The sequence below is a fragment of the Nannocystis punicea genome (assembly GCF_026965555.1).
GTDB classification, from domain to species: Bacteria; Myxococcota_A; Polyangia; order Nannocystales; family Nannocystaceae; genus Nannocystis; species Nannocystis punicea.
Window position 1 is genome coordinate 2,160,770 of record NZ_CP114040.1, and the last position, 25,937, is coordinate 2,186,706.

Below are 25,937 nucleotides of genomic sequence, written 5' to 3' on the forward strand. Positions count from 1 at the left end.
AAGAGAAAGGGCGTCAAGGACATGGCGCGAAAGACAGGTTCGAAGGGCAAGGGCGGCGCGGACAGCCTCGAGGGGCTCGTCTACGGGCTCGTGGCGGTCGCGGCCGAGCGCGACCTCGGGGCGGTCTACGGGGCCGTGCCAGGGGCAGCGCTCGATGAGCTGACTGCGGCGCTCGCTCCAGCGGTCCAGTTCGCGCCGCCGCCGAGCTGGCGCGCGTTCATGGGGTCGTTCGGCTCGCTGCGGGTGCTCGACGCGGCCGGCGAGGTGGCAGGGTTCTGCGTCTACACCCCGCGCGAGGCGGCCGCACACACGCGCGAGCACGTGCGCGTGGGGCCGGGCGCGCTGTGGGTCGACGGCGACGGCCGCGAGCACGCGATCACGACCGACCATCTGGTCGCGTTCGCCGACGCCGGCGGCGGGGGGCAATGGTGCTTCGACACCAGCGCGCCCGGCCCGGAGTACCCCGTGTGTCGCCACCAGGCCGACGAGCCGCGGTTCGCCCGCGAGCGCGAGGGCGGGGGACGGGTGTCGGCCGAGGCGCACGAATACGCCGACTTCGCGGCGTGGCTGCGCGCGCAGATCGACGAGTTCATCCGCGAGGCGTCCTAGCGAATACCGGGTCAGGTACGTAGACAGTCGTTTGACGTCCCCGGTGCCCAGCCTGTCGAGCCAAGCGGCGGGCTCGTCGGTGACGGCGAGGGCCAATAGCGCGGTCTCATTCGCTACCGGGAGAGGGCGTCACGTCGGGCCGTCACAGCCGCGGCCCGCGCCGGACTCGTGCGGTCCGATGGTTCGTCGGGCTCATGGGAGAGCCGACGAGCGGCGGCGACGGCGGGCGAGGCCGGCGAGCGCGAGCAGCAGGAGGGGGCTCGTGTCGCGCTGCGAATTGTTCGTGCAGGCGCAACCATCGCTCGTGTTGGGGTCGCCGGTGCCGGCGGGATCGGTGGACGAGCTGCTGCCGGCGCTGGTGTCCGAGGTGTCGACCGGACCCTGGGTGGTCGGCGGGCCGTCGCCGGTGGGGACGACGGTGGTGGCGGTCGTCGAGGTGGTGGAGGTGGTGGAGGTGGTGCTGGTCGGGTCGAGCGAGGTGGAGGTCGAGGTGGTGCCGGTGAGCGCGTCGGTGGTCGAGGTCGTCGTGGTGGTCGAGGTCGAGGCCGCGTCGGTGGTGGTGTCGTCCGACGTCGAGGTGTCGCCGGTGGTGGTGTCGTCACCCGTGGTGGTGTCGTCGCCGGTCGTCTCGACGGGCGGCTCGAGAAAGCAGTTGGGCCTGCAGCCGTCGTCCCAGTTGTCGTTGCCGTCGTCGCACTGTTCGTCGAGGTCGACGATGCCGTCGCCGCAGTGGCTGGCCTGAAGGCACGCGCGGGTGTCGCAGCACGGGTCGGCGGGCAGCGGGTCGGCGATCGCGGCCAGGGCGAGCTCGAGCTGCGCCTGGTTCTTGGCCATGATCTGCGGGTGGAGGCCGCCCGAGCCCCAGCCCGCCATCGCCGCCAGCTGGGCGGTGGTCTGCGGGGTGGTGACGAGGTCGCCGAAGCCGATCACTCGAGTGGTGACGCCGGCGGCGTGCATCGCCTCGAGCGGGGCCTGCACGGCGGCGTCGCTCGAGTTGTAGGCGCCGTCGACGATGAGGATGTTGATGAACGGCGTCGCGTCGGTGCACGGCATCGCCGGGTCGGCGAGGCAGGCGGCCTTGTAGGTGGCGAGGTGGTCCTGCACGAGCTGCAGGCCGAGGTGGAGGTACATGCCGGAGCCGGTGCACGCCATGGGGTTGTTCGGGTGCAGGTCGCAGCGCGGCATGTGGCTGACGACCGGTTCTGCGAACGGCGGGTCGGCCTGGTCGCCATCTTTAAAGGTCCAGGTGATGGGCGGGCCGCCCCATGGATCGGTGCACCCTGGGAGCTCACAAGAAGTCTCGGGATCGAGGGCCCAGGCGAAGTGCGGCTTGTGACACAGGCCGTAGTCGACGAGCAGCTGCTGTTCGCCGGGGGCTGGCTGATCGTGGCCGAACACGGCCAGGCCGAACAGCGTGAAGGACTCGCGCGTGCTGGCGAGGGTGGGTAACTCGAAGAGCGGGGTGGGAGCGCCGGCCAGGGCGTCGCGGATCAAGTCCCACGAGGTCATGCCCATGGGACCGGCCAGGGTGCCGCCCTGGATGTTGAGCATCGAAGAGGAGGCGTCGAGCAGGACCATCGCGCGCGCCATGATCGGGCTGCACCGCGGGAGGCGCACGTCCTCGGTGACGGCGTCGACGACCGCCCCGATCGCGCGCCCCAGGCCGTACGGGTAGAGGCCGAGGCGCGCCGGGCCGGTGCCGCCGGCGACGCCGATGTCGTCGGCCCACGGCTGATCGGCGGCCTCGCCGAGCGCGAGGACGTATGTCCGAACGGACATATTATTAAAAAGGTCGGCGGCGACGAGGGCGGGGTCGGCGGTCGGCGGGGCGAGCTCGGTGGTGCCGGACGGATCGGTCCACGGGCCGTCGGTGACGAGCACGATCGCCGCGTCGCGGGTGCCGAGGTCGAGCGGGTGGTCGGCTGCGGTCTGCTGCAGGTAGGCCTTGGCCTGGGCGAGCGCGCCGGCGGTCCACGACTCGATGCCGCCCGGCTGACCGCCGAGCGGGGGCGGGGTGGAGAGGAGGGCGGCCTGCAGCGCGTCGCCGTTGCACTGCGAGTAGGCCTTGGCGGGCGCGAGCGGATCGTAAAAACCGATGTCGAGGCGCAGGCCGTCGACCAGGCCGGAGGCGTCGCCGGCGATCGGCGTGCCCGGGGCGCGGGGTCGGGGTCGTGGCCGTAGCGGAGCACGCCGATCTGCAGTTGATCCGCCAGCAGGCCCTGGTCGGCCTCGAGGGCGCCGACGAGCTGCTCGACCACGGCCTCCCAGCGGCTGTCGTTGCCGCTGAACGGGCTGTTCATCGATGTCGAGTAGTCGAGCACGAACAGCACGAGCGGCTTCTTCACCGCGCAGGTGGCCTCGTCGACGCAGGCCGCAGTGGCGCGGCCAGGGGCGGCGAGGAGGGTCAGCCCGGCCGCGAGCACCGCTGCCGAACGGAAGACGAACAGTCGCGAAATACTCGGCATGCGGTCGCACTTCATCGGCGAATCTCCAGCTCCATCCAGGCCTCAGGAGAGCAGGACGGCGCGTCGATGTCCAGAGCGACGGGCAAGGGCCCGAGGAGGCGTGGAGGCGAGCGCGTCGCGTCCGATCGAGCAGCTCACGGATTTCGGGGTTCGTAGCCATACGGGTAGCGACGGACCTCGAGCCGCGAGCCGAGTCCGGACAGACCGGGCGAGTCATGGGCAAGATGTCTGAACGGACATGTTTTTCGGGTCATGTCCCATCGGCGCGATCACGGGCCGCGCCGGCCAGCCTGAACGGCGAGTGTTCTTCAGGTCATGTCCATCAGCGCGACTGCGAGTCGCGCCGACCAGGGAAGCCGTGTGTCCTTCAGGTCATGTCCCACCGGCGCGGCGGGCCGCGCCGGTCATGTCCTGAAAGGCATGTTCGAAGAGACATGCCCCATCAGCTATGTCGCCGGCGGCGCCGCAGGAGCAGCAGCGGGGCGGCGAGCAGCAGCTGGCGCCAGTCGGCGGGGGCGTCGCTGCGGCAGGTGCAGGTGATGGTGCCGACCTCGCCGGCGGTGGCGGTGTCGGGGCTCGGGTCGTCGCCGGTGCTGCCGCTGCCCTCGCCGCCGGTCGACGGGCCGCCGGTGGTCGGGTCGTCGGGGCCGGGGCCGGGGACGCAGGCGAACCCGCCGTCGTCGCTCGCGCCGCAGGACGGGGTCGTCGGCGTGGCCTCGCAGTCGGTGGTGACGAGGCCGTCGTCGGGGTGGCAGAACTTGAGGACGTCGCCGTCGCAGGTGCCGCCCTCGCCGATGTCGCCGCACGGGTTGCAGTCGGCGCCGTCGGAGCCCTCGGGGCACAGGTCGGGGACGTCGCAGCTGCCGTCGTGCTCGTAGGGGCACCAGTCGGCCGGGGCCTCGGGCAGGGCGCCGGAGTCGGGGTCGACGCAGCTGTAGCCGATCTTCGCGTCGACGAAGCCGCACTCCTTGCCCTCCTTGACGCAGTAGACCTCCTGCGTGACGCCGGTCGAGCCGTCGCAGTAGACGAGCACGTCGCCGACGCACTTGCCGTGGAAGGTGCTGCCGCCGGGGACGTCCTTGCAGGTCGCCTTGGTGTCGATGTTCTCGGCGCAGTAGGGGTCGACGAGGCAGGCGCGGGTGCCGTCCGACACGCTGGCGCAGCAGTCGTAGGCGCTCTCGCAGTCGCCGCCGGCCTTGCACTCGTGCGAGCAGAAGCCGGTCGGGGCGTCCTGCTCGGACACGCAGAACGGGTTGTTCGCGCCGCACTCCTGGTAGCCGTCGGCGTCGCAGGTGGCGGCCGCGCCCTTGCCGTCGGGGTTGAGGCAGTCGTAGCCGACGATCGAGTCGAACTCGCCGCACACAAGGCCGTCGCCGGCGCAGTCGATGCTGACGATCTCGTCGTCGGGCACGCCGACCTGGCAGTAGACGAGGGTGTCGCCGTCGCAGCGGCCGAAGAACGACTCGTTGCCGCAGGTGCCGGCGATGACGACGCAGTTGCCGAGGCCGTCGTCCTCGAAGTTGTCGTTGCAGGCGCAGGTGTAGTCGGCCTGGTTCATCGGGTCGGCCCACTCGGGGTGCGCGTTCTCGGGGCAGTCGCTCTCGACCGGCTCGCACTTGCCGTCGGGAGCGTTGGGCGCGCCCTCGAAGCCGGGGTCGCACACGCACTGCTTCTTGGCCGCGTCCCAGCCGGAGTTCAGCGGGCAGCCGTTCTCCGCGGCGACGCACTGGCTGCCGTCCTGGTTGGGCTTGAAGCCGTCCTGGCACAGGCACAGGCCGTTGGCCTCGATCGCGTTGGCGGGGCACTCGACGCCGCCGAGCGCGACGCAGGCGGTGCCGTCGCCGCTGGGGACGAAGCCGGGGTCGCAGTAACACAGGCCGTCCTTCTCGGAGGCGTCGTCGGGGCAGCCGTCCATCGGCACGTCGCTGGCCGCGAGCACGCCGACCTCGACCCACGCCTCGGCGGTGGCGGTGCAGTCGCCGCCTTGCGCCTGGCCGAGAGCGACGAGCTCCTTGCAGGCGGCGACTGTCCCTTGAGCCATGTCGACGAAGCTGGCCTGGCTGCCGATGTGGCCCTTGTAGAGGGTGCGGTACCAGACCTTCTCGAGCAGCTCCCTGCTGCGGGCGGTGGCGAGGAGGTAGGCGGCGTGGTTGGGGATCCCGCTGTTGATGTGGACGCCGCCGTAGTCGTCGACGCCCTTGTACAGGTCGCTCATGTGCTTGGGCTGCTGGCCGAGCCCGGGGTCGATGAAGCTGCGCGCGAACGGGGCGCCGAAGCCGGGGCCGACGACGTCCTCGCCGAGGGTCCAGTCGTCGCGGTCGATCATCATCGCCATGACGTCGGCGAAGCTCTCGTTCAACGCGCCCGGCTGGTTCTGATAGACGAGGTTGGCGGTGCCGGTGATGACGGCGTGGCTGTACTCGTGGGCCGAGACGTCGAGCGAGCGCGTGAACTCCTTGAAGAGCCACTTGTCGCCGTCGCCGATCGCCATGAGCTTGTTGTACGGGTCCCAGAAGGCGTTGTTGAAGGCCTGGCCGAAGTGAATGACCTGCTCGACCGCGGCGCCCTTGCCGTCCCACGAGTTGCGCCCGTGGGTGGCCTGGTAGTAGTCGATGACCTTCTGCATGTGGGCGTGCGCGGTCGCCTCGGCGGCGGTCCACGCGGTCTTGGTCTTGCTGGTCGCCAGCGCGGCGCTGGCCGGCGACTGGCTGTTGCCGCCGTCGAGGGTCTGCAGGGTGGCCGCGGCGAGGCCCTTGCTGCGGTCGTAGAGGCCGTACTCGTTCTTGTCCTGGTAGAGCGACAGGCGCAGGGTGACCTGCTTGCCGAAGTGGTCGGTCGCGGTGCCGGTGGTCGGCGTGACAGTCTCGGTGGTGACGAGCGGATGCCGCGCGAGGACGTGGCCCGCCTCGGCGTCGACGTAGGTGACGAAGTGCTGATAGGAGCCGTCGGGCAGGTCGACGGTCTGGATCACGCGCCAGGCGAGGACGCCCCCGCGGTCGTGGCTCTGCGGCCAGACGCCGAGCTCGGCGGGGCCGCGATCGACCGCGCGGCGATCGATCGCCTCGGGACCGTTGGCCCGGCGAGCGCGGGCGCGGGCGGCGTCGGCCCCGAACTTGACGACGAGCGGCGGGTCGAGGCGGCCGAGGTTCTGCGCGGCGATCGAGGTGAGGGCGCCGTCCTGGTCGAAGTGGGCCTTGACCTCGGCGCCCCACACCGGGAGGCCGCGGAAGCGGACGTCGTAGTGCAGCGCGAGGTCGCCGAGGTCGCCGGCGATCACCCGCGACCGCGCGAGCTCGACGGCCCCCGGCGCGGCGGCGAGGCCGAGGACGTCGCGGTGCTCGGCGAGCATGGCCTCGCCCGCGTGCACGCCGGCGCCGTGCGGGTTGGCGACGCGGCCGTCGAACCGCCGCAGGGTGCCGTGCGCCGGATCGAGGCGGACTTGCGCCGGTTCGCTCGAGCGCGCGGCGAGGTCGACCAGAGCGTCGCGCACGAACGGCGCCGGCGCGGCGGCCTTGCCCGCCTGCGCGAGGGTCAACGGCCGCGGTCGCGCGGCCGGGTGATCCGCGGCGACGACGCGCGCGAGCGGCTTGCCGAGGGTCTTGTTGCCGGCGGCGCTGCGCTTGCCGGTCGGCTCGGCGGCGCCGGCCAGCGGGATCATCGCGAGGGACACGAGCGAGGCGGTGAACAGCGAGAGACGACGCTTCATACGGCGCGGCGAGGATACCTTGACGATCGCCGGCTCGCGGGGCGAATCTTCGCGGGTGCGCGTCACGACGTCGTCGAGTTCTGGAGCGAAGGTGATCTGCGCGGCCATCGGGGTCGCGATCCTGCTCGGCGGCGCGAGGCCGGCGTGGGCCGAGCCGCCGCCCGCGGAGGCCCCCGCGACGCCGACGCTGCAGGCGGTGTCACCGGGCGAGTTCGGGGCCGGCGCGACGATCACGATCACCGGCTCGAACTTCGCCGAGGGCGACGTGGTGATGATCGACGCGATCACGCTCGAGGCCGTGACGATCGCGGCCGGCTCGATCACCGCGACGGTGCCGCTCAAGACCAAGAGCGCGAAGAAGCTGATCCTCAAGCGCAACAAGAAGAAGGTCGCGGAGCTGGCGATCGCGGGCTTCGTCAAGGCGCCGACGCTGACCTCCGCGTCGCCGACGTTCGCGGCGCCCGGCGAGGTCGTCACGCTCAAGGGCAAGAACCTCGATCGCGTGACGACGCTGACGCTCGCCGGCGCGCCGGTGAAGGTCGACGAGCTCGGGGCGACGTCGCTCCGCTTCACCGCGCCGGCGGGGACCACCGGGCCGCTGGCGGTGAAGAGCGTGGGCGGCGAGGCGGCGCTGAAGAAGGACTACGAGATCTTCTACGCCCCGGCGCTGACTGCGGTCAGCCCGACGGCGGCGTTCGAGGGCGACAGCGTGACGCTCACCGGCGCCCACCTCGGGGCGGCCAAGTTCAAGCTCGGCAGCAAGCCGCTCAAGGCCGGGGAGCAGGCCGACACCAAGGCGACCGTGACGATCGCCAAGGGCGCCAAGTCCGGCGACCTCAAGGCCGAGGCGCGCAAGAAGGGCTCGGCGGTGGCGTTCACGGTCCACCCGACGCCGCTGCTGACGACGGTGCCCAAGGAGGTCGGCGCGCCGGGGACGCTCAAGGTCAGCGGCAAGAACCTCGACGCGGTGGCGACCTGGCGCCTGGGACAGGTGACGCTGGTGCCCGAGGCGCCGGCCGGCAAGTCGAAGGTGGCGCTGACGCTGCCCGACGACGCGCCGACCGACCAGCCGCTGGTGGCGGTCTCGCAGGGCCGCGAGTTCGCCAGCAAGAAGCCGGTCGCGGTGATCAAGACGCCTGTCGTGGAGGCCATGTCCTATTGGCCAGGTCCCGAGGGCAAGGGCGTCGAGGGCGAGATCCGCGGGCGCGAGCTGACCGACAAGACCAAGTTCACCCTGGCCGGCAAGAGCGTGAAGACCAGCTTCGTCGACCCGACGCGGGTGACGTTCGCGCTGACGAAGGCGCCGAAGGCCGCCGAGCAGGCGCTGCAGGCCAAGACCGGCAAGTACAAGGGGCCGGCGCTGACGGTCGACGGCGCGGCCGGGGGCTACAGCGCCGGGCCGGCGCGGCTCGGCGAGATCCTCGCGGCCGGCGGGAGCGGTTATTCGCCGGCCGCGATCGCTGCCGACCTCGAGGTCAGCCGGCGCCAGCCCGACAGCGGGGCCGAGGCCCTCAAGGCGCTCGGCCGCGCCGCGACCGGTCCCGAAGGCCAGGCGGATGCCGCCGCCGTCGGGCGCCGGCTCGCGCTCGACCTGCGCCGCTTCACCGTCGCCCAGGTGGCCCTGTGTTCGCAGATGACGGCCGGCAAGACGCAGGCCCAGGCGGAGGCCAACGCGGGCCTCGGCGACGCGCTGCGGGCCAGCCAGAAGCACATGCTCGCGCTCGCGGGGCAGCTGCGCGACCTGTGGTCGGGCCTGCCGCTGGCGGCGACGGCCGGCGACGCGGGCACGGGGCTGGTCGAGGTCGACGCCGAGGTCGCGGCGGCCACCGCGGCGCGGGTCCAGGTCGAGTCGGCCTGCAAGAACAAGTTCGTCGCCAGCGGCAAGCTGCTCAGCGAGGCCGGCGCGGTGGCGAAGGTCGACCTGCCCGAGCTGTACGCGGAGGCGATCAAGGGCGCGTTCGCGGCGGTGCTGGCGGCGGGCAAGACGTGGCCGGCGGTCGAGGGCGAGGTGACGACGCGGCTCGGCGGGCTCGCAGCCGGGCGCAAGAAGCTGTGGCAGGATGTCCTCAAGGCCAGCAAGCAGGCGGTCGAGGGCGGGGCCGCGGCGACCACCGGCAAGGGCGCGCGCGGCGACAAGCACGTCGAGCCGCAGGGCAAGCCGAAGACCAACACCGGCAAGGGCAAGGGCAAGGCGGGCTGAGCCGCGCGGAGGCGAGGGTCGATGAGACTTCGGGGCAGGTTCCTTGGGACATGTGCTTTGGTGCTGGCGGTCGCCTGCGGCGACGACGGCGACGCGACCACCGAGAGCGGCAGCTCGACGACGATGACGCCGGGCGCCACCCCGGGCGAGGTCGAGATCGTCGGCCAGGTCGACGTCATCGACCTGTGCGGCACCAACGGCGCGACCGCGGTGTCGTTCCGCGCCACCAAGGTCGGCTGCGAGCAGGCGAAGCCGGCCCCGTGCACGATCAAGGTCGACCCGTTCGAGGAGGTTGTCGGCGACGCCGCCACCTGTCCCGCGAGCCAGAACGCCGCCGACATGCGCGTGGTCGTGAAGTCGGCCGGGCGCTGGCAGATCGAGGCCCGCGCGCTCACCGACACCGGCTACGTCGGCCGCTGCTTCGGCCCCGGCACCGAGGAGGTCACTCTGGTGACGAAGGCCCAGGTCGAGGCCGGCGCGAGCATCCCCGTGAGCCCGCGCGCCGGCCCGTGCCCGTCGCCGTGAGCGCCCGGGGGACCGGGCGGCGCCGACGCGAGCGGGCGGGCGGCACGGACGAGGCTGCCGGAGCGCTCGACAGATCCGGCCGCGTCGAGGCGCCGGACCGGCTCACGCCGTAAATCACTCGGGTCGTCGACGCGGCGACGCGATGACTTGCGCGGGCGCCGATCCTCCCACGCCCCCGGGTGTCGAGGTGTCCGCGGCGGGCGGTGCTCCGGCGCAGTGAAGCCGCGGCGTGGCGGGGAGCGACGGCCATGTGCCGGTCGAACCGCGCAGGCCGCCAGCGCGGGTCGGCCGACTGGGCGCGACGCGGGCGGTGACCGGCGAGCGCTGCCCGCCTGGGCCCCGGAGCGGGTTTTTCTTGGCAATCGCGCGCGCTCGGCTTAGCGTTGCGGCGCGCCATGACCTACGAATTCCGCGCGATCGAAGCCCGCTGGCAGCGGTACTGGGACGAGCACCGCACCTTCGCGGCGGAGATCGACCCCGAGCGACCCAAGTACTACGTCCTCGACATGTTCCCGTACCCCTCGGGCGACGGCCTCCACGTCGGCCACCCCGAGGGCTACACCGCGACCGACATCGTCGCCCGCTACAAGCGGATGCGCGGCTACAACGTGCTCCACCCGATGGGCTGGGACGCGTTCGGGCTGCCGGCCGAGCGCCACGCGATGAAGTACGGCGTGCACCCGGCGGCGCGGACCGCCGAGTGCATCGTCAACTTCAAGCGCCAGCTCAAGTCGCTCGGCTTCTCGTACGACTGGGAGCGCGAGATCGACACCACGGACCCGCGCTACTTCAAGTGGACGCAGTGGATCTTCCTGCAGATCTACGAGTCCTTCTACGACGCCGAGGCGGGCCGGGCGCGGCCGATCGCCGAGCTGCCGATCCCGCCCGAGGTGAGCGCCGCCGGCGAGGCCGCGGTCCGGGCCTACCGCGACGCGCGCCGCCTGGCCTACCTCCACGACGCGCCGGTCAACTGGTGCCCCGAGCTGCGGGTCGTGCTGGCCAACGAGGAGGTCGCCGAGCACGTCGAGCAGGGCTACACCGTGGTCCGCCGGGCGATGCGCCAGTGGATGATGCGCATCACCGCCTACGCGGAGCGCCTCCTGGCCGACCTCGAGGGCCTCGAGTGGCCGACCAGCGTGCTCGAGATGCAGCGCAACTGGATCGGCCGCTCCGAGGGCGCCGAGGTCGACTTCCAGCTGGCCGAAGGGGCAGGTTTCGAGGGCAAGCTGACGGTCTTCACGACCCGCCCGGACACCCTGTTCGGCGCGACCTACATGGTGCTGGCGCCCGAGCACCCGCTGGTGGCGGCGATCACCGCGCCCGAGCGGCGCGACGCGGTCGACGCCTACGTCGCGCGGGCGGCCACCCGCAGCGAGCGCGACCGCCAGGCCGAGGCGGCCGAGGGCAACAAGACCGGCGAGTTCACCGGCGCCTTCGCCATCAACCCGGTCAACAAGCAGCGGATCCCGATCTGGATCAGCGACTACGTGCTGATGGGCTACGGCACCGGCGCGATCATGGCGGTGCCCGGCCACGACGAGCGCGACCACGCGTTCGCCACCGCGTTCGGCCTGCCGATCGTCGAGGTCGTGTCCGGCGGCGACCGGCCGATCGCCGAGGCGCCGTTCGTCGGCGACGGCGTGGCCGTCAACTCCGGGCTGCTCGACGGCCTGGCGACGCCGGAGGCCAAGCGCACGATGATCGCCTGGCTCGAAGAACATGGCCTCGGGACCAGGCGGGTGACCTACAAGCTGCGCGACTGGCTGTTCTCGCGCCAGCGCTACTGGGGCGAGCCGTTCCCGCTGGTCCACGGCGAGGACGGGGCGGTGTTCCCGGTGTCCGACGCCGAGCTGCCGGTGCCGCTGCCGACGATCGACGACTACCAGCCGAGCGAGTCGGGCGAGCCGCCGCTGGCCAAGGCCGAGGCGTGGCGCCGCTACGACGGCCCGGCCGGCCGCGGCCTGCGCGAGGTCAACACCATGCCGCAGTGGGCCGGCAGCTGCTGGTACTACCTGCGCTTCATGGACCCGAGCAACGACGCCGCGCCGTTCAGCAAGCGCGCCGCCGACTACTGGCTGCCGGTCGACCTGTACATCGGCGGGGCCGAGCACGCGGTGCTGCACCTGCTGTACTCGCGCTTCTGGCACAAGGTCCTGTTCGACCTCGGCCACGTCGGCACCCGCGAGCCGTTCCAGAAGCTGGTCAACCAGGGCATGGTCCTCGGCGCGACCTACCACCCGCTCGACGCCCGCAAGGACGAGCAGGGCAAGCCGGTGCTGTTCCTGCCCGACCTCGTCGAGCTGGTCCCCGGCGGCGACCAGTGGCGCGTCAAGGCCACCGGCGAGCCGGTGCGCGTGCAGTGGGACAAGATGAGCAAGTCGCGCGGCAACGTCGTCAACCCCGACGACGTGGTCCGCCAGTACGGCGCCGACACCATGCGCCTGTACGAGATGTTCATGGGCCCGCTCGAGCACAGCGCGCCGTGGCAGACCGACGGCGTGGCCGGCTGCTTCCGCTTCCTCCAGCGCGTGCATCGCCTGGCCTTCGAGACAGGTGAGATGGCGGCGGGCGAGGGCAGCGATCGCCAGCGCCGGCTGCTGCACAAGACCATCGCCGCGGTCACCGAGCGCATCGACCGGCTGGCCTTCAACACCGCGATCTCGGCGATGATGGTCTACGTGCGCGACATCGCCCAGCCGGACGAGCCGCTGCCCCGCGACTCGCTCGAGCAGTTCGTGCTGCTGCTGGCCCCGTTCGCGCCCCACCTGGCCGAGGAGATCTGGCGCTCGCTGGGGCACGTGCGCTCGCTGGCCCACGAGCCGTGGCCGGCGGCCGACGACGCCTGGCTGACGGAGGACACCTTCCCGCTGGTGGTCCAGATCGGGGGCAAGCGCCGCGCCGAGCTGCAGGTGGCCGTGGGGATCAGCGAAGCCGAGGTCGTGCAGCTGGTGATGAACTCGTCCGAGCTGGCCCGATACCTCGAGGGCAAGACGCCGCGCAGGGTGGTTTACGTCCCGGGCAAGCTGGTGAACGTGGTGCTCTGAGCCACCCCGGTGAACCTTCCTTCACTGGACAGGGCAGGGATTCTGCCCGCAAAAACCCGGCATGCACCTCACCCTTCTCTGCGGGTTCATCGCCCTCGCCTCTCCGGGGCCCTGGGAGCCGACGCCGGCGGCCGATGTCCCGCCGGCCCCGAGCGGCTCCGCCGGTGAGGCGCCGCCAGCGGCTTCGACCCCCGCGACCGAGGCGACCGGCCCTGCGAGCGCTGCTGCGCCGGCCGCGACCGCTCCGGCCGCTCCGGCTCCCGCCGCGGCGCCGGTGACGTCCGGCACACCGGCGCCCGCGGACAAGGCCGCAGCAGCCCCGGCGCCGGCTCCTGCCGCGCCCAAGCCGTCGAAGTGGGCGCCGCGGTGGGAGGCCGCGCGCCTGGCCGAGGACCCGATCACCGCCGACGGCCGCACCAAGTGGCGCCCCGGCGTCGGCGTCGAGGTCGCGAGCGCCAGCGGCCGCTTCTCGCTGGCTTTCAACGCCTTCATGCAGCTGCAAGCGGTCGCGTTGCACGTGCCCGGCCAGCCCGGCACCGATCAAGCCCCCGGCGCCGCCGAGCACACCGACTTCTCGCTGCAGTTCCGGCGCGCGCGCGTGTGGCTGAGCGGCAACGTGTTCACCAAGAACATCAAGTACCGCATCACCCTCACGTTCTCGCCGGTCGAGCTCGGGTTCAAGGACGGCGTCCCGCACCGCTCGCCGATCCTCGACTGGTTCTTCACCCTCGACCGCTTCCGCGACTTCACCCTCGTCGTCGGCCAGTACAAGGTCCCCTACAACCACCAGCGCATGAACAAGATCACTGCGCTGCAGTTCGTCGATCGTTCGCTGGCCAACAACGAGTTCACCTTCGACCGCGACATCGGCCTCGACCTGCGCTCGAAGGACATCGCCGGGCTCGGCAAGCTGCGCTACTACCTCGGCGTCTACCTCGGCGACGGCATCGCCAAGTACGGCCCGAGCAACTTCGGCCTGATGTACCTCGGGCGCTTCGAGGTGCTGCCGTTCGGCCAGTACGACGACCTCGAGGAGTCGGACCTCGACCGCAGCATGAAGCCGCGCATGTTGATCGGCGCCGCCTACGGCTTCATCGATCGCGACCCGCACGACAACCACGGCTTCGGCGGCGCCATCCCGGCCGACGGCGGCTTCACCAGCACGCACAACGCGACCGCCGATCTCAGTTTCCGGATCGCCGGTTTCTCGCTCGACAGCGCGTTCTTCTGGCGGAATGGTTGGCGGATCCCCGGCAACGCGGTCGATCTCATGGGTCAGCCGATCACCCCCACGGCCGCGCGCAACGGCATCGGCTACTTCGCGCAGGCCGGCTACTTGATCCCGTACACCCCGCTCGAGCTGGGCGTGCGCTACGGCGGCTCGCGCGGGATCGCGGGGCGCTACGGTACGAGCTTGCCCGATCAGACCGAGGTGGGCGGCGTGGTGAACGTGTTCTTCGCCCGTCACTTCCTCAAGCTGCAGCTCGACTATCTGCGCCTTTACAGCTCGGCGATCACCGGGCCGATGGACCAGGTGCGGCTTCAGCTGCAGGCCACGTTCTGAGCACGGGCGTGCGCGCGGACGAAGGCGCGCTCGGGGTGTGCTTCAGTGGCCGGCGGGCGCGCCGCCCGTGCTGTCACAGTGATGCGGCCGCATGCGATAATCGTGAGTTCCCTCGCCCATATTCGTGGGTGTGGGGACGGAATGCCTCACGCGAGCGCGCCACGAATTTCCGTGGCGCTACGCTGCGTGCATGTGCGATGGTGGCACGAAGGACTGCTCGCGCGGCACGGCCCGCCAGGGAGCTCAAATGACCATTCAGCGTTCACACTTACAGCGCCTCACCGTCCTCTCCGCGCTCGGGCTCGCGCTCTCCGGTTGCGGTGACGACAAGGGAGACAGCGACAGCGTCTCGTCGAATCCGATGACCGGCATCGCCGGCGGCCTGACGCTCACCTCGGGGCCGGACTCCGAGGGCACGACCTCGATCACGCCGCCGACGACCACGGGGATGAAGTTCGACCTGCCGCCGGACGACTCGTCGGCGAACGGCTGCGGGACCGACATGGCGTGCAACCTGCTCGACGTGCTGTTCGTGATCGACAACTCGGGCACGATGGGCGAGGAGCAGAAGAACCTCGCGGCCAACTTCCCGTACCTGATCGAAAAGCTGCGCAACGTCAAGGACGAGAACGACCAGCCGGTCAACGCGAACATCAACATCATGGTGACCACGACCGACTTCGGTCACCCGCTGTGTTCGCCGTTCGAGAAGCCGGACTACGACCCGGCCAAGGGCGCGCCGATCAACACCGCCTGCGTCGACCGCCTCGGCCGCTTCACCGGCCTCGGCGGCAATCCGGTCATGGTCCCCGAGGCGTGCACCAACGGCTGCAAGGGCTCGGTGGTCCCGTCCGACACGTTCATCAACTTCCAGCTCGACCAGAACAACATCCTCAACGCCGACCCGAACGGCGGCGACCCGGTGGCGCAGGCGCTGTCCTGCATCGGCCCGCAGGGCATCGACGGCTGCGGCATGGAGGCGCCGCTCGAGACGATGCTGCAGGCGCTCGACCCGAACAAGCCGTGGAACCAGGGCGCCAAGCCGTTCCTCCGCGACGGCGCGGTGCTGGCGATCATCGTCATGACGGACGAGGCCGAGTGCTCGGTCAAGGACTACAAGTACTTCGACCCGCAGCTCGCCGGCGACCCGATGTTCAACCAGTACTGGGAGGACGCGCCGAACATGCCGGGCGTCAAGGACGAGCCGACCAGCGCGGTGTGCTTCAACGCCGGCGTGTCGTGCGTCGACGCCAACGCCGACGGCATCTACGAGAGCTGCATGTCCGAGGACAAGGGCGTGCTGCAGCCGCTGTCGCGCTACATCGGCTACCTCAAGACCGTCCTGGTCGAGCAGCAGCACAAGGAGGTCATCATGCTCGGCATCCTCGGCGTGCCGAAGGTGACCGCGCACAACATGGATCCCCCGTTCGAGCCGACCGCCGGCGGCGTGTTCGACCTCGTCTACCGCGTGTGGAACCAGGCCGACATCCTGCCGGGCGACACCGACACCCCGGCGCAGAAGGAGTACGACTTCGGCATCGGGCCCGGCTGCACCGACCCGGCCACCGGTCAGGCGATCCCCAACACCCGCGTCATCGACGTGTGCCAGTCGCTCAACTACGACGACAAGGTCCGCTGCTGCATCGAGTCGATCTGCGACGACGACTTCTCCGACGCGATCAACTGCCTCGCCGGCATCCTCCGCGAGACCCTCGAGACGCCGGGCTGAGCCCGTGCCGCCGCCCCGCGCGGGCGTGACGCGAAGAGCCCCGCTCGCGGCGACGCGGCGGGGCTTCTGCTTTGGGGCCCGAGCGAGCCCGGGATGGTGTCTCTCGGGACTTGCCCGAGAGGACATGTTCAAACGTACATGGCGCGAGGGACATCCCCTCGCCAGCCGATCGCTCAGGCGATCACGGCGGTGGGGTCGAGCTTGCGCAGGTAGCCGGCCCCGTGGCGGGTGATCTTGACGCGGCGCTTGACCCCGGTGCCCTCGATATGGATGTAGCCGCGGGTCCGGAGGTTGCGGAGGATCAGGCGCACCTGGTCGGAGGCGAGGCCGGTGGCCTGCACGAGCTCGGGCTCGCGGCGGCCGGTCTTCTGGCGCACGAGGGCGCGGAGCAGGCGGAGGTCGCCGTCGGGCGCGTCGGCGCGGCGGCGGATGACGGCCGAGCCGGCGTCGAGGTCGAGCAGCGGGTTGCCGTCCTCGTCGAACTGCGGCTCGCTGGCCTTGGCGGCGGCGGCAGCGGCAGCGGCGGCCGCAGCCGCGGCGCCGAGCGGGTCGACCGAGCGCGGGCGGTCCTTGACCAGGTCGATGAGCTCCTGGACGGTGAAATGGTCGAGCACCGGGGCGAGGGCCTGGTTCTGCCGCGTCACCTCGACCAGCTCGCCGAGCGTGACGGTGCTCGGCAGCTGCTTGATGACATCGACGAATACCTCGCGCAGGGACTCGGCCCAGGCGTCACGGAGCGGCTCGTGCCGTTCTTCCACAAGGCCCGAAGGGCCGGGGGGCAGATTGTTCACAGATGAACCTCGGGACGGTATCGAAGCCCATACGGGCCATGCCGACGCCACACGGATCACAACGAGCGAGCGACTCGTCACGGCGACGGTGTCGCCGGACCAGACACTCCAAAAGGCGTCAGCCTTATGAGAACTCTTGCATGACGGGATCGCCGTTGTCAAGGCCGGGCCTTGCGGAAACTCCGCTTTAGCCAGCCGAAGGCGCGATTGACAGCGGAGTGGTCCTGCGCCAAGCAAGGCCCCGTGGCCCAGAGACCCGCGGAGCATCCACGAGAGACGGTCCCCGAGCTCTGCACGTACCGGCTCGAGATCGCCGTGAGGCCGGACCTGAGCGACGCGCTGGCGACGGCGACCGGTGCGCAGCTCGCGGGCCTGCGCCCGACCGGCCTGCGGACGCGCAAGGTCTATCTCCTCGATCTCGACATCGGCCCGGCAGAGGCCGAAAGAGTGCTCGCGGCGCTCACCGATCCGGTCGCCGAGGTCGGTGCAGTGGGCGCCCTGGCCGACGACTTCGGCGCGCCCGCAGGCGCCGCCGGCGATCCGTGGCTGCTGACGATCGGCTTCCGTCCCGGCGTGACCGACAGCGTCGGCACCAGCGTCAAGCGGGCCGCAGAGGACTGCCTCGGCCGGCCCTTGCGCGGACACGTCTACACCGCGACGACCTACGTGTTTTGGGGCCTGGAGGCCGCCCAGGCCGAGCGAGCGGCGCGAGAGCTGCACAACCCGCTGATCGAGCGGGCCACGCTCGAGCGCTCGCCGCGGCCGCACGCGTTCGCGGTGCCGCGGGCCGGCGGGGCCCACGACGCGGTGGTCGCCACGGTGGCGCTGCGCGCGGCCGACGACGCGACGCTGATGCGGATCAGCACGCAGGGAATGCTCGCGCTGTCGCTCACGGAGATGCGGGCGATCCAGCGTCACTTCGCGGGCCTCGGCCGCGACCCCACCGACGCCGAGCTCGAGTGCCTGGCGCAGACGTGGAGCGAGCACTGCAAGCACAAGATCTTCGCCGCGCCGATCGAATACACCGACCCGGCCGGGCGCACGCGGACGATCGAGCGCGGGCTGTTCCGCACGTACATCCGCGGCGCGACCGAGGCGGTCGCGGCGGCGCGCGCGACCGCCGACGGCGAGGCGCCGTTCCTCGTCTCGGTGTTCCACGACAACGCCGGCGTGGTCCGCTTCAGCGACGCGGATCACCTCGTGTACAAGGTCGAGACGCACAACTCGCCGTCGGCGCTCGACCCGTACGGCGGGGCGATGACGGGGATCGTCGGCGTCAATCGTGACAGCCTGGGCACCGGCCTCGGCGCCGATCTCCTCACCAACGTCTGGGGCTATTGCTTCGGCGAGCCCGACTTCAACGGTCAGCTGCCGCCGGGGCTCATGCATCCGCGGAAGATCCGCGAGGGCGTGCACCGCGGCGTCATCGACGGCGGCAATCAATCCGGCATCCCCTACAGCCGCGGCTGGGAGCTGTTCGACGCCCGCTACGCCGGCAAGCCGCTGGTCTATTGCGGCACCGTGGCCGTCATGCCGGTGACCTCGGCCGGGCGCCCGACCGCGAACAAGGTCGTGCGCGCCGGCGACGTCGTGGTCATGCTCGGCGGCCGGATCGGCAAGGACGGCATCCACGGCGCGACCTTCTCGAGCGTCGAGCTCGACGAGTCCTCGCCGGTGCAGGCGGTCCAGATCGGCGACCCGATCACGCAGAAGATGGTCGCCGACTTCCTCGCCGAGGCGCGCGCGCTCGGGCTCTACAGCGGCCTGACCGACAACGGCGCCGGCGGCCTGTCGTCGTCGATCGGCGAGATGGCCCAATTCACAGGCGGCGCCGACATCGACCTCGCCCTCGCGCCGCTCAAGTACCCCGGCCTGATGCCGTGGGAGGTCCTGATCTCCGAGGCCCAGGAGCGCATGACTCTGGCTGTCCCGAAGGACAGGCTCGAGGCGCTGCTCGAGCTGGCCCGCCGGCGCGAGGTCGAGGCCACCCCGCTCGGCGAATTCACGAGCGGCGGCCGCCTGCGCGCCACCTGGGCCGGCAAGCCCGTGCTCGACCTCGAGCTCGAGTTCCTCCACGAGGGCACCCCGCGGGTGCCGCTGCGCGCCCGCTGGAGCCCGCCGGCCCGGCCCGAGAGCGCGGCGGCGGCGGTGGCGGCGGTGCTCGGCGAGCCGCGCCTGGCCGCTGCGCCAGGTTCGATCGGACAGGACCTCCTGGACATGCTCTCGCGGCCGAACATGGCCTCGAACGAGCACCTGGCCCGCCGCTACGACCACGAGGTCAAGGGCCTGTCGGTGGTCAAGCCGTGGGTCGGGGCGCGCCAGGACGTGCCGTCGACGGCGACGGTGATGCGCGCGCGCCACCTGCGGCCGGAGGGGGTGGTGCTGGCCGAGGGCGTGCACCCGCACTACGGCGACCTCGACGCCGACGCGATGGCGCGCGCGTGCGTCGACGAGGCGGTGCGGCGGGCGCTGTGCGCGGGGGCGCGGATCGATCGGCTGGCGGCGCTCGACAACTTCTGCTGGCCGGACCCGGTGCAGAGCGAGAAGACGCCCGACGGCGAGCACAAGCTGGCCCAGCTGGTGCGCTGCTGCGAGGGCCTGCGGGCCGCGTGCGAGGCGTTCGGCGTGCCGCTCATCAGCGGCAAGGACTCGATGAAGAACGACGCCCACCTCGGCGGCGTGAAGATCTCGATCCCGCCGACCCTGCTGGTCTCGGTGATCGGCCAGATGCCCGATGTCCGCCGCGCCCTCGACCTCGCGCCGATCGCCGCCGACGACCTCGTGTTCGTGCTCGGCCCGACCGGCCGCCACCTCGGCGGCAGCGAGCTGGCGCGCCAGCGCGGGCTCACCCTGCCCGGGGTGCCGACCACCGACCTGGCGGCCGCGGCGGCCCGCTACGCCGCCTTCGCCGCCGCCCGCGACGCCGGCCTGATCCGCTCGGCCCACGTCGCCGGCCGCGGCGGCCTGGCCGTGGCGCTGGCACACATGACCCTGGCCGGCGAGCTCGGGGTCGAGGCCGCAGTCACCGAAGGTCTCTTGCGACAGGTCCCGGAGGACATGCCCTTGACGCCAGCCGAGTTCCTGTTCAGCGAGAGCACCGGCCGCATCGTCCTGACGTGCAAGCCGGCCGCCGCGGCCGAGCTGACCGCCCGCCTCGGCCCGCACGGGCTGCAGGCGCTGGGGCAGGTCGCCGCGCCGGGCCAGGACGGCGGCGGCTGGCTCCGCGTGCGCCGCGGCGAGCAGGTGCTGATCGACGTGACCGCGGCGGCGCTGCGCGAACGGTTCCGACCGGCGGCGGTCCACGGACCGCCGGCGCCGCTGCCGGCGCGGGCGCAGGAGGTGCGGCGATGAACCCGCTGGTGATCGAGGCCGCCGCCGAGGTGCGCGCGCTGGTCCTGACCGGCTACGGCCTCAACTGCGAGGCCGAGACCTGCGCCGCGCTGCAGACGATCGGCGCCCGCGTGACCGCGCGCCACGTCGCCGACGCGATCGCCGACGCCGACGCGCTGGCCGGCCACCAGCTGGTGGTGTTCATCGGCGGCTTCAGCTTCGGCGACCACATCGCCAGCGGCCGGGTGTTCGCCAACCGCCTGCGCTATCGCATGGGCGAGCGGCTGCTGCGCCACGTGGACGACGGCGGGCTGGTGCTGGGGATCTGCAACGGCTTCCAGACGATCGTGAAGCTCGGCCTGCTGCCGGGCCTCGAGCCGGGGCTGAAGCCGCGGGTGTCGCTGGTGATGAACGACCGCCTCGGCTACTGGGACGCGTGGGTCCGCCTGGCGGTCGATCGCGACAGCCCGTGCGTGTTCACCCGCGACCTGCCGCCGACCATCGAGCTGCCGAGCCGCCACGGCGAGGGCAAGCTGGTCTTCGAGGAAGGTCCCTTGCGACAGGTCCTCGAGGACAGGCACCTCGTCCCGGTGCGCTACGCCGACGAGGCCGGGGCGGCGACCGAGCGCTGGCCCGACAACCCCGACGGCTCGCCCGGCGGGATCGCCGGCCTGTGCGACCCGAGCGGCCGCGTGTTCGGCCTGATGCCCCACCCCGAAGCGTACATGTACCCGGAGAACCACCCGCACTGGATCGCCCAGCGCGAGGCCGGGACGCTGCCGGAGCACGGCCTCGGCCTCCACCTGCTGGCCGGCGGCGTGCGAGCGATCGCCTCGCGCTGAGCGCGACCCAGAGCATGCCCTGAAAGGCATGTCTGAACAGACATGTCGTCATGGACATGTCCGTTCAGACCGACGCCGGCTACAGCGGCGCAAGGTTGAGGCCGCCCGGGTACCAGTAGCTCGTGTACTGCCCGTAGCCGTAGACCTGCACGCCGAACGGCTGGGGGCAGGAGAGCAGGTGGTCGCCGTCGCCCTTGTTGCTCAGCGGGAGGCGGGCGACCGACCAGCCGGTGTTGCCGATCGCGGTCCAGCCGGGCTCGGGGACCACGAGGCCGTCGACGGTCACCGGGGCGCCGGTGGGGGCGATCACGTTGACGTAGTTGCTCTCGTAGTTGGTGGGCGCGTGGACGGCGTAGGTGGTGCGGAACAGCTCGGGCGGGACGGCGATCGTCAGGGCGGGGTCGCCGGTGTCGCCGCCGGCCTTCTGGCCGAGCATGTACTCGGCCACGGCGATGCGGGCGCTGGCGCCGATCCAGAAGTCCTGCGACGAGGTGAACTCGGCGTAGTCGCCTGGCTTTTCGAGCATGGTCGGAGCGCCAGGTTGTGGCGGGTCGTAGGTCAGGGTGGTGGCCTCGGCGGTGGCGACGATCCGGATCATCCGCGCCTTCTTGGCCGCCGGCTTCTGGGGCGGCTTGACCAGCGGGGTGGTCAGGTAATAGCCGGTGGCGAGGTTCTGCAGCGGCAGGTTGCTCTCCTCGAGGTGGTCGCAGGCCTGCTTGTCGAACGGCACGTTGGTGCAGGCGTGGGCGCCGATCACCTGCACGGGCGCCGAGGCGCTGACCAGGGTGCCGGTCAGGTCGGCCTGGTCGGGCGTGCCGCCGGCGACCCCCGAGATGACCAAAAGGACATCCCCGGCGTTGAGCAGCACCTGGCCGTGGCCGTCGGCGCCGATGCCTCCGCCCGGCAGCACCGGCGCGCCGGTCTTCGACGGCGTGACCTCGACGACGGTGCCGTCGAGCCGCGCGACCACCACGTAGGCGCCGGGCAGCGCGCCGAAGGTGTTGCGGGCGATCACCCGCGTCGCCGCGCCCCACACGTTGGTGGGCAGCAGCAGGCTGGCGTCGTTCGAGTAGGAGAACTGCTGGCGCTTGTCGTACTCGAGCGGGCTGTATTGATAGACCGAGACCGGCCGGTCGGAGCGCAGGCGATAGGCGCCGGCCTGCACGATCCCGCTCGCCTTCGGATCCTTGAGCGCGTCGACCCACGGCAGCGGGGCGACCTCGACGTCGCCGGGCCCGACCTCGAAGGTGTCGAGGACTTGGTCGTCGCGGGTGATCGTGATCTGCGCCGGCTCGTCGGTGGTGTTGGAGACCGCGACCGCGAAGTTGAAGCTGGCGTCGACGATGTTGGGCGTGACCGTCGGGTAGTAGTCGCAGCCGATGTAGCTGGCGTCGAGCGCGTCGCTGGCACAGTGGCCGACGCAGCGGCCGGTCTCGGGCTCGCACACCAGGCCCTGCAGCGGATCGCACAGGCTCTCGACCATGCCGAGGCCGTCGGCGCGACAGTGCTTCGAGACCGGGCCGTCGCACACGTCGGTGCCGGGCACGCACAGCACGCAGCCGAGGGTCGGTACGCACACCTCGGGGCAACGGATCGACTCGATGATGTTGCCGTCCTCGTCGCAGGTGAGCGCGACGTCGCCGTCGCATGCGACCTCGCCGGCGGGGCACTCGGGCACCGGCGTGCCGGTGGTGCCGGTCGTCTCCGACGGGTCGTCGGTGGTGCCGCTGACAGCGCCGGTGGTCATCTGTCCGCTCGTGCTGTCTGGACCGGGCTCGCTCGTGGGCGCGTCGGTGGTGGTCGGCGCCGGTTCGCCGGAGGTCGATGTGGTCTGCGCGGGCGCCGACGTCGAGCCCATGACCTCGGTCGCGCTCTCGTTCGGCGTCGTGATCGCCGGCGACGAATCGTCGCCGCACGCGTGCGCTCCGAAGATCGCCACGCCGCCGATCGCCACGTTCGCAAAGAGCCGCCCGAACCGCATCGCAGAAACTGTATCGCCGCGGAGAATCTGGTGGTGATCACGCAGCCACGCGCGAAAACCGGTGCTGCTGGCGGCGCGGGCGCGATATGACTCCTTCGCCGTGATCGTCGTCGGCGTTGTTGTGCTCTGCGTGTTTGTGGTGTTCGCAGTGTTCATGCTCGCGGTCCGCGACGTCAGACGCTGCGGCAGCGAGCACGACCATGCGCGCGCCGCCGACCTTCGCGCGAGCGAAGGGACGAACACGAACCTCGACGTCGCGCGCTGCGATCGATCCCGCGCCGTGCATCCTCACCAGCTCGGCGCGTCCGCCCGCGCGCGGGGCGAGACGGCGAGCGAGCGACGGCAGGATCGAGAACGACCGGGCCGCGCGCCGCGGCGCCGCTCGGCCGACGTCGCGCTCGCAGGTGCGAGCGAGCGACGCGACGACGTCGTGGAGCGCGGCGAACTCTGCGAGCGAGTCCCACCTCGGCTCGCGCTTCACTCGGCGACGCGGTCGCCGGCCGAGCGGCTGGCGGAGACGGCGTGCGCGTGGGGTCGGGGGACGCGGCCTGCGAACCACGCCGGCGTTCGCGGCGCTGCGCGGAGCCCTGCGCGCGTCACGAGCTCGACGTGTCCCCGCGGCCTTCGTGATCGGAACTGCGCGTAGATCCGCGGCGCACGCCGGCTTCGCGGCCGTCGGGCGCGAGAACAGCCCTGTGCGCGAGCAGTGCCTGCGCACAGGCGCGATCGACCTGGCGGTGTCGCACGACAGCGACTGCGCGGACCCCGAGGCGGCCCGGGAGTGCAGGATCGGCGCCGCGCGGCCCATGTCGTTGCAGCGCGGCCTCGGCGCGCGGTGGTCCGCGCGTCGGTGCAAGCGTGATTGGACATGTTTATAAAGACATGTCTTGAGGAAAATGAACGATCGAGCATGCTCACGAGGACATGTCGCCGGTGCTCAGCCGCGTGCAGCTGCTGCGAGCCGGGGCGGAAGCCGAGGACCGCGCCGTCGAGACCGACGAGAGTGACAATGATCGATCGAGCATGCTCACGAGGACATGTCGCGGGCGCTCGGCCGCTGCAGCGGCCACTGCGGACGCGTGCAGCTGCTGCGAGCCGGGGACGGAGCCGAGGACCGCGCCGTCGAGGCCGACGAGAGTGACAATGCTCGATCGAGCATGCTCACGAGGACATGTCGCCGGCGCTCGGCCGCTGCGGTCCCTGCGGACGCGTGCAGCTGCTGCGAGCCGGGGCGGAAGCCGAGGACCGCGCCGTCGAGACCGACGAGAGTGACAATGCTCGATCGAGCATGCTCACGAGGACATGTCGCCGGTGCTCAGCCGCGTGCAGCTGCTGCGAGCCGGGGCGGAAGCCGAGGACCGCGCCGTCGAGACCGACGAGAGTGACAATGCTCGATCGAGCATGCTCACGAGGACATGTCGCCGGCGCTCGGCCGCTGCGGTCCCTGCGGACGCGTGCAGCTGCTGCGAGCCGGGGCGGAAGCCGAGGACCGCGCCGTCGAGACCGACGAGAGTGACAATGCTCGATCGAGCATGCTCACGAGGACATGTCGCCGGCGCTCGGCCGCTGCGGTCCCTGCGGACGCGTGCAGCTGCTGCGAGCCGGGGCGGAAGCCGAGGACCGCGCCGTCGAGACCGACGAGAGTGACAATGCTCGATCGAGCATGCTCACGAGGACATGTCGCCGGTGCTCAGCCGCGTGCAGCTGCTGCGAGCCGGGGCGGAAGCCGAGGACCGCGCCGTCGAGACCGACGAGAGTGACAATGCTCGATCGAGCATGCTCACGAGGACATGTCGCGGGCGCTCGGCCGCTGCAGCCGCGGACGCGTGCAGCTGCTGCGAGCCGGGGACGGAGCCGAGGACCGCGCCGTCGAGGCCGACGAGAGTGACAGTGCTCGTTCGAGCGTGCTCACGAGGCCATGTCGCCGGCGCTCAGCTGCTGCAGCGGGTCACTGCGAACGCGTGCAGCTGCTGCGAGCCGGGGCCGAAGCTGAGGACCGTGGGGCGGGCGCCGTCGAGGACGACGACGGAGGCGCCGAGGCCGGCGGCGCGGCGGGACTGGGCGGGGCCGAAGCCGCCGCGGCCGTCGCCGGGGACGACGTGGACGGCGCCGCCGTCGGCGGCCGCGGCGACGAGGTCGAGGTCCCCGTCGAGGTCGAGGTCGGCGAGCGTGGCGTCGCCGAGCGGGCCGGGGACGAAGTAGCCGACGGCCGAGTACTCGACCGGGCCGTTGTTCACCAGCACCGCCGCGACCGGGCTGCCGGCGCCCGGGCCCGCGCCGTCGACCAGCGCGACCAGGTCGTGGCCGTCGTCGCCCGCCAGCGGCGCGCCGAGCAGCGCTCGCGCGCCGCTGCCGACCACCCGCCGCTGCAGCACTTGCGAAAAATTGCCGCGGCCGTCGCCGCGGACGAGCGTGATCGCGGCGTCGCGGCGGCTGTCCCCGAGGACAGCCAGGTCGAGGATCTGGTCGCGGTCGGCGTCGACGAGGGTCAGCGCGGCCGGCTGGGCGGCGGTCGGCAGGCCGCTGCGCTTGCCCTCGGTCAGCTCGCCGTGGCCGTCGCCGAGCAGGGCGCGGACGGCCTTGCCGCCCTCGTCGAGCGCGAGCAGATCGGCGGTGTCGTTGCCGTCGAGCCGCGCCACCCACAGCGCGGCGGGGGTCGAGTGCAGCGGCGTCGCGCCGGCGATGAACTCTCCGCGGCCGCGGGCCAGCAGCACGTGCAGCGCGGGCGGATCGTCGGCGCCGATCACCAGGTCGTCGAGGCCGTCGTTGTTGAAGTCGCCCGCCGCGATCGCCGTGGGGGTCTGCGGGATCGGCACGCGCATCGACTGTTTGAGGCCGCCCTGGCCGTCGTGAAGGAAGAACACCGCCGCGCCGCCGCCGGGGCCCGCGACCGCGAGGGCGAGGTCCTTGACGCCGTCGCCGTCGAGGTCGGCAAGGGCGCCGCTGACGGCCGGGCCGCCGAGATCGATGCGCGCCGGCTCGCCGAGGCAGGGGCCGGGGGCGACTGTGTTGTCGCCCGTCACCGAGGGGAGGGCCTGCTTGAGCGGAGTCCGGATCGTCGGAGCGCAGGCGAGGAGGTCGCACAGGAGGAGACCGAGGCCGAGGACGCGAGACACCGAGCGAGGGGCGGACATCGGCCGGCGAAACGCTC

The 25,937-nt window shown here is 71.8% G+C and carries 15 protein-coding genes; 9 read left to right on the plus strand and 6 right to left on the minus strand.

Features of this window, described 5'->3' with window-relative positions; translation table 11 throughout:
- Window positions 1-21 precede the first annotated feature (21 nt).
- A complete protein-coding gene (locus O0S08_RS08380) occupies window positions 22-609 on the plus strand; it encodes an SMI1/KNR4 family protein (protein WP_269038506.1) in 588 nt (195 codons plus the stop codon).
- A gap of 192 nt (window positions 610-801) precedes the next feature.
- Here O0S08_RS08380 and O0S08_RS08385 read toward each other — a convergent pair whose 3' ends face one another.
- Both O0S08_RS08385 and O0S08_RS08390 read right to left on the minus strand, forming a co-directional pair.
- Window positions 802-2,490, minus strand: a complete 1,689-nt coding sequence (locus tag O0S08_RS08385; RefSeq protein WP_269038507.1) for an MYXO-CTERM sorting domain-containing protein — start codon at window positions 2,488-2,490, stop codon at window positions 802-804.
- A 1,026-nt stretch (window positions 2,491-3,516) separates the two neighbouring features.
- Window positions 3,517-6,780, minus strand: a complete 3,264-nt coding sequence (locus tag O0S08_RS08390) for a M4 family metallopeptidase (RefSeq protein ID WP_269038508.1) — start codon at window positions 6,778-6,780, stop codon at window positions 3,517-3,519.
- 91 nt (window positions 6,781-6,871) lie between these two features.
- Here O0S08_RS08390 and O0S08_RS08395 point away from each other — a divergent pair, with 91 nt between their 5' ends.
- The 5 genes from O0S08_RS08395 (at window position 6,872) to O0S08_RS08415 (ending at window position 15,842) form a co-directional block, all read left to right on the plus strand.
- A complete protein-coding gene (locus tag O0S08_RS08395; protein ID WP_269038509.1) occupies window positions 6,872-8,980 on the plus strand; it encodes an IPT/TIG domain-containing protein in 2,109 nt (702 codons plus the stop codon).
- A gap of 21 nt (window positions 8,981-9,001) precedes the next feature.
- Window positions 9,002-9,505, plus strand: coding sequence for a hypothetical protein (locus O0S08_RS08400; protein ID WP_269038510.1), 504 nt, complete (start codon window positions 9,002-9,004; stop codon window positions 9,503-9,505).
- Between the two features lie 395 nt (window positions 9,506-9,900).
- Window positions 9,901-12,549, plus strand: coding sequence for a leucine--tRNA ligase (leuS, locus tag O0S08_RS08405; protein WP_269038511.1), 2,649 nt, complete (start codon window positions 9,901-9,903; stop codon window positions 12,547-12,549).
- Window positions 12,550-12,610: 61 nt separating this feature from the next.
- The gene (locus O0S08_RS08410; RefSeq protein ID WP_269038512.1) at window positions 12,611-14,113 is read left to right on the plus strand and encodes a porin; all 1,503 of its coding nucleotides are present in this window, start codon (window positions 12,611-12,613) and stop codon (window positions 14,111-14,113) included.
- A 247-nt stretch (window positions 14,114-14,360) separates the two neighbouring features.
- The gene (locus tag O0S08_RS08415; RefSeq protein WP_269038513.1) at window positions 14,361-15,842 is read left to right on the plus strand and encodes a hypothetical protein; all 1,482 of its coding nucleotides are present in this window, start codon (window positions 14,361-14,363) and stop codon (window positions 15,840-15,842) included.
- Between the two features lie 173 nt (window positions 15,843-16,015).
- Here the strand turns inward: O0S08_RS08415 and O0S08_RS08420 are convergent, their stop codons facing one another.
- Window positions 16,016-16,600 carry a hypothetical protein gene (locus tag O0S08_RS08420; RefSeq protein WP_269038514.1) on the minus strand — a complete coding sequence of 195 codons (585 nt, stop codon included), beginning with the start codon at window positions 16,598-16,600 and terminating at the stop codon, window positions 16,016-16,018.
- Window positions 16,601-16,876: 276 nt separating this feature from the next.
- Between O0S08_RS08420 and O0S08_RS08425 the strand changes: the two genes are divergently transcribed.
- Complete coding sequence (locus tag O0S08_RS08425) at window positions 16,877-19,984, plus strand: phosphoribosylformylglycinamidine synthase subunit PurL (protein WP_269038515.1); 3,108 nt, start codon at window positions 16,877-16,879, stop codon at window positions 19,982-19,984.
- Complete coding sequence (locus tag O0S08_RS08430; protein ID WP_269038516.1) at window positions 19,981-20,805, plus strand: phosphoribosylformylglycinamidine synthase subunit PurQ; 825 nt, start codon at window positions 19,981-19,983, stop codon at window positions 20,803-20,805. Before O0S08_RS08425 ends, O0S08_RS08430 begins: the two co-directional genes overlap by 4 nt.
- A gap of 79 nt (window positions 20,806-20,884) precedes the next feature.
- Here the strand turns inward: O0S08_RS08430 and O0S08_RS08435 are convergent, their stop codons facing one another.
- Complete coding sequence (locus O0S08_RS08435) at window positions 20,885-22,552, minus strand: IgGFc-binding protein (RefSeq protein WP_269038517.1); 1,668 nt, start codon at window positions 22,550-22,552, stop codon at window positions 20,885-20,887.
- Between O0S08_RS08435 and O0S08_RS08440 the strand changes: the two genes are divergently transcribed.
- Window positions 22,524-22,823, plus strand: coding sequence for a hypothetical protein (locus O0S08_RS08440; protein ID WP_269038518.1), 300 nt, complete (start codon window positions 22,524-22,526; stop codon window positions 22,821-22,823). The two genes, O0S08_RS08435 and O0S08_RS08440, sit on opposite strands and share 29 nt — an antisense overlap.
- Here the strand turns inward: O0S08_RS08440 and O0S08_RS08445 are convergent, their stop codons facing one another.
- Window positions 22,824-23,267, minus strand: a complete 444-nt coding sequence (locus O0S08_RS08445; protein ID WP_269038519.1) for a hypothetical protein — start codon at window positions 23,265-23,267, stop codon at window positions 22,824-22,826.
- 1,450 nt (window positions 23,268-24,717) lie between these two features.
- A complete protein-coding gene (locus O0S08_RS08450) occupies window positions 24,718-25,920 on the minus strand; it encodes an FG-GAP repeat domain-containing protein (protein ID WP_269038520.1) in 1,203 nt (400 codons plus the stop codon).
- Window positions 25,921-25,937: the final 17 nt, after the last annotated feature.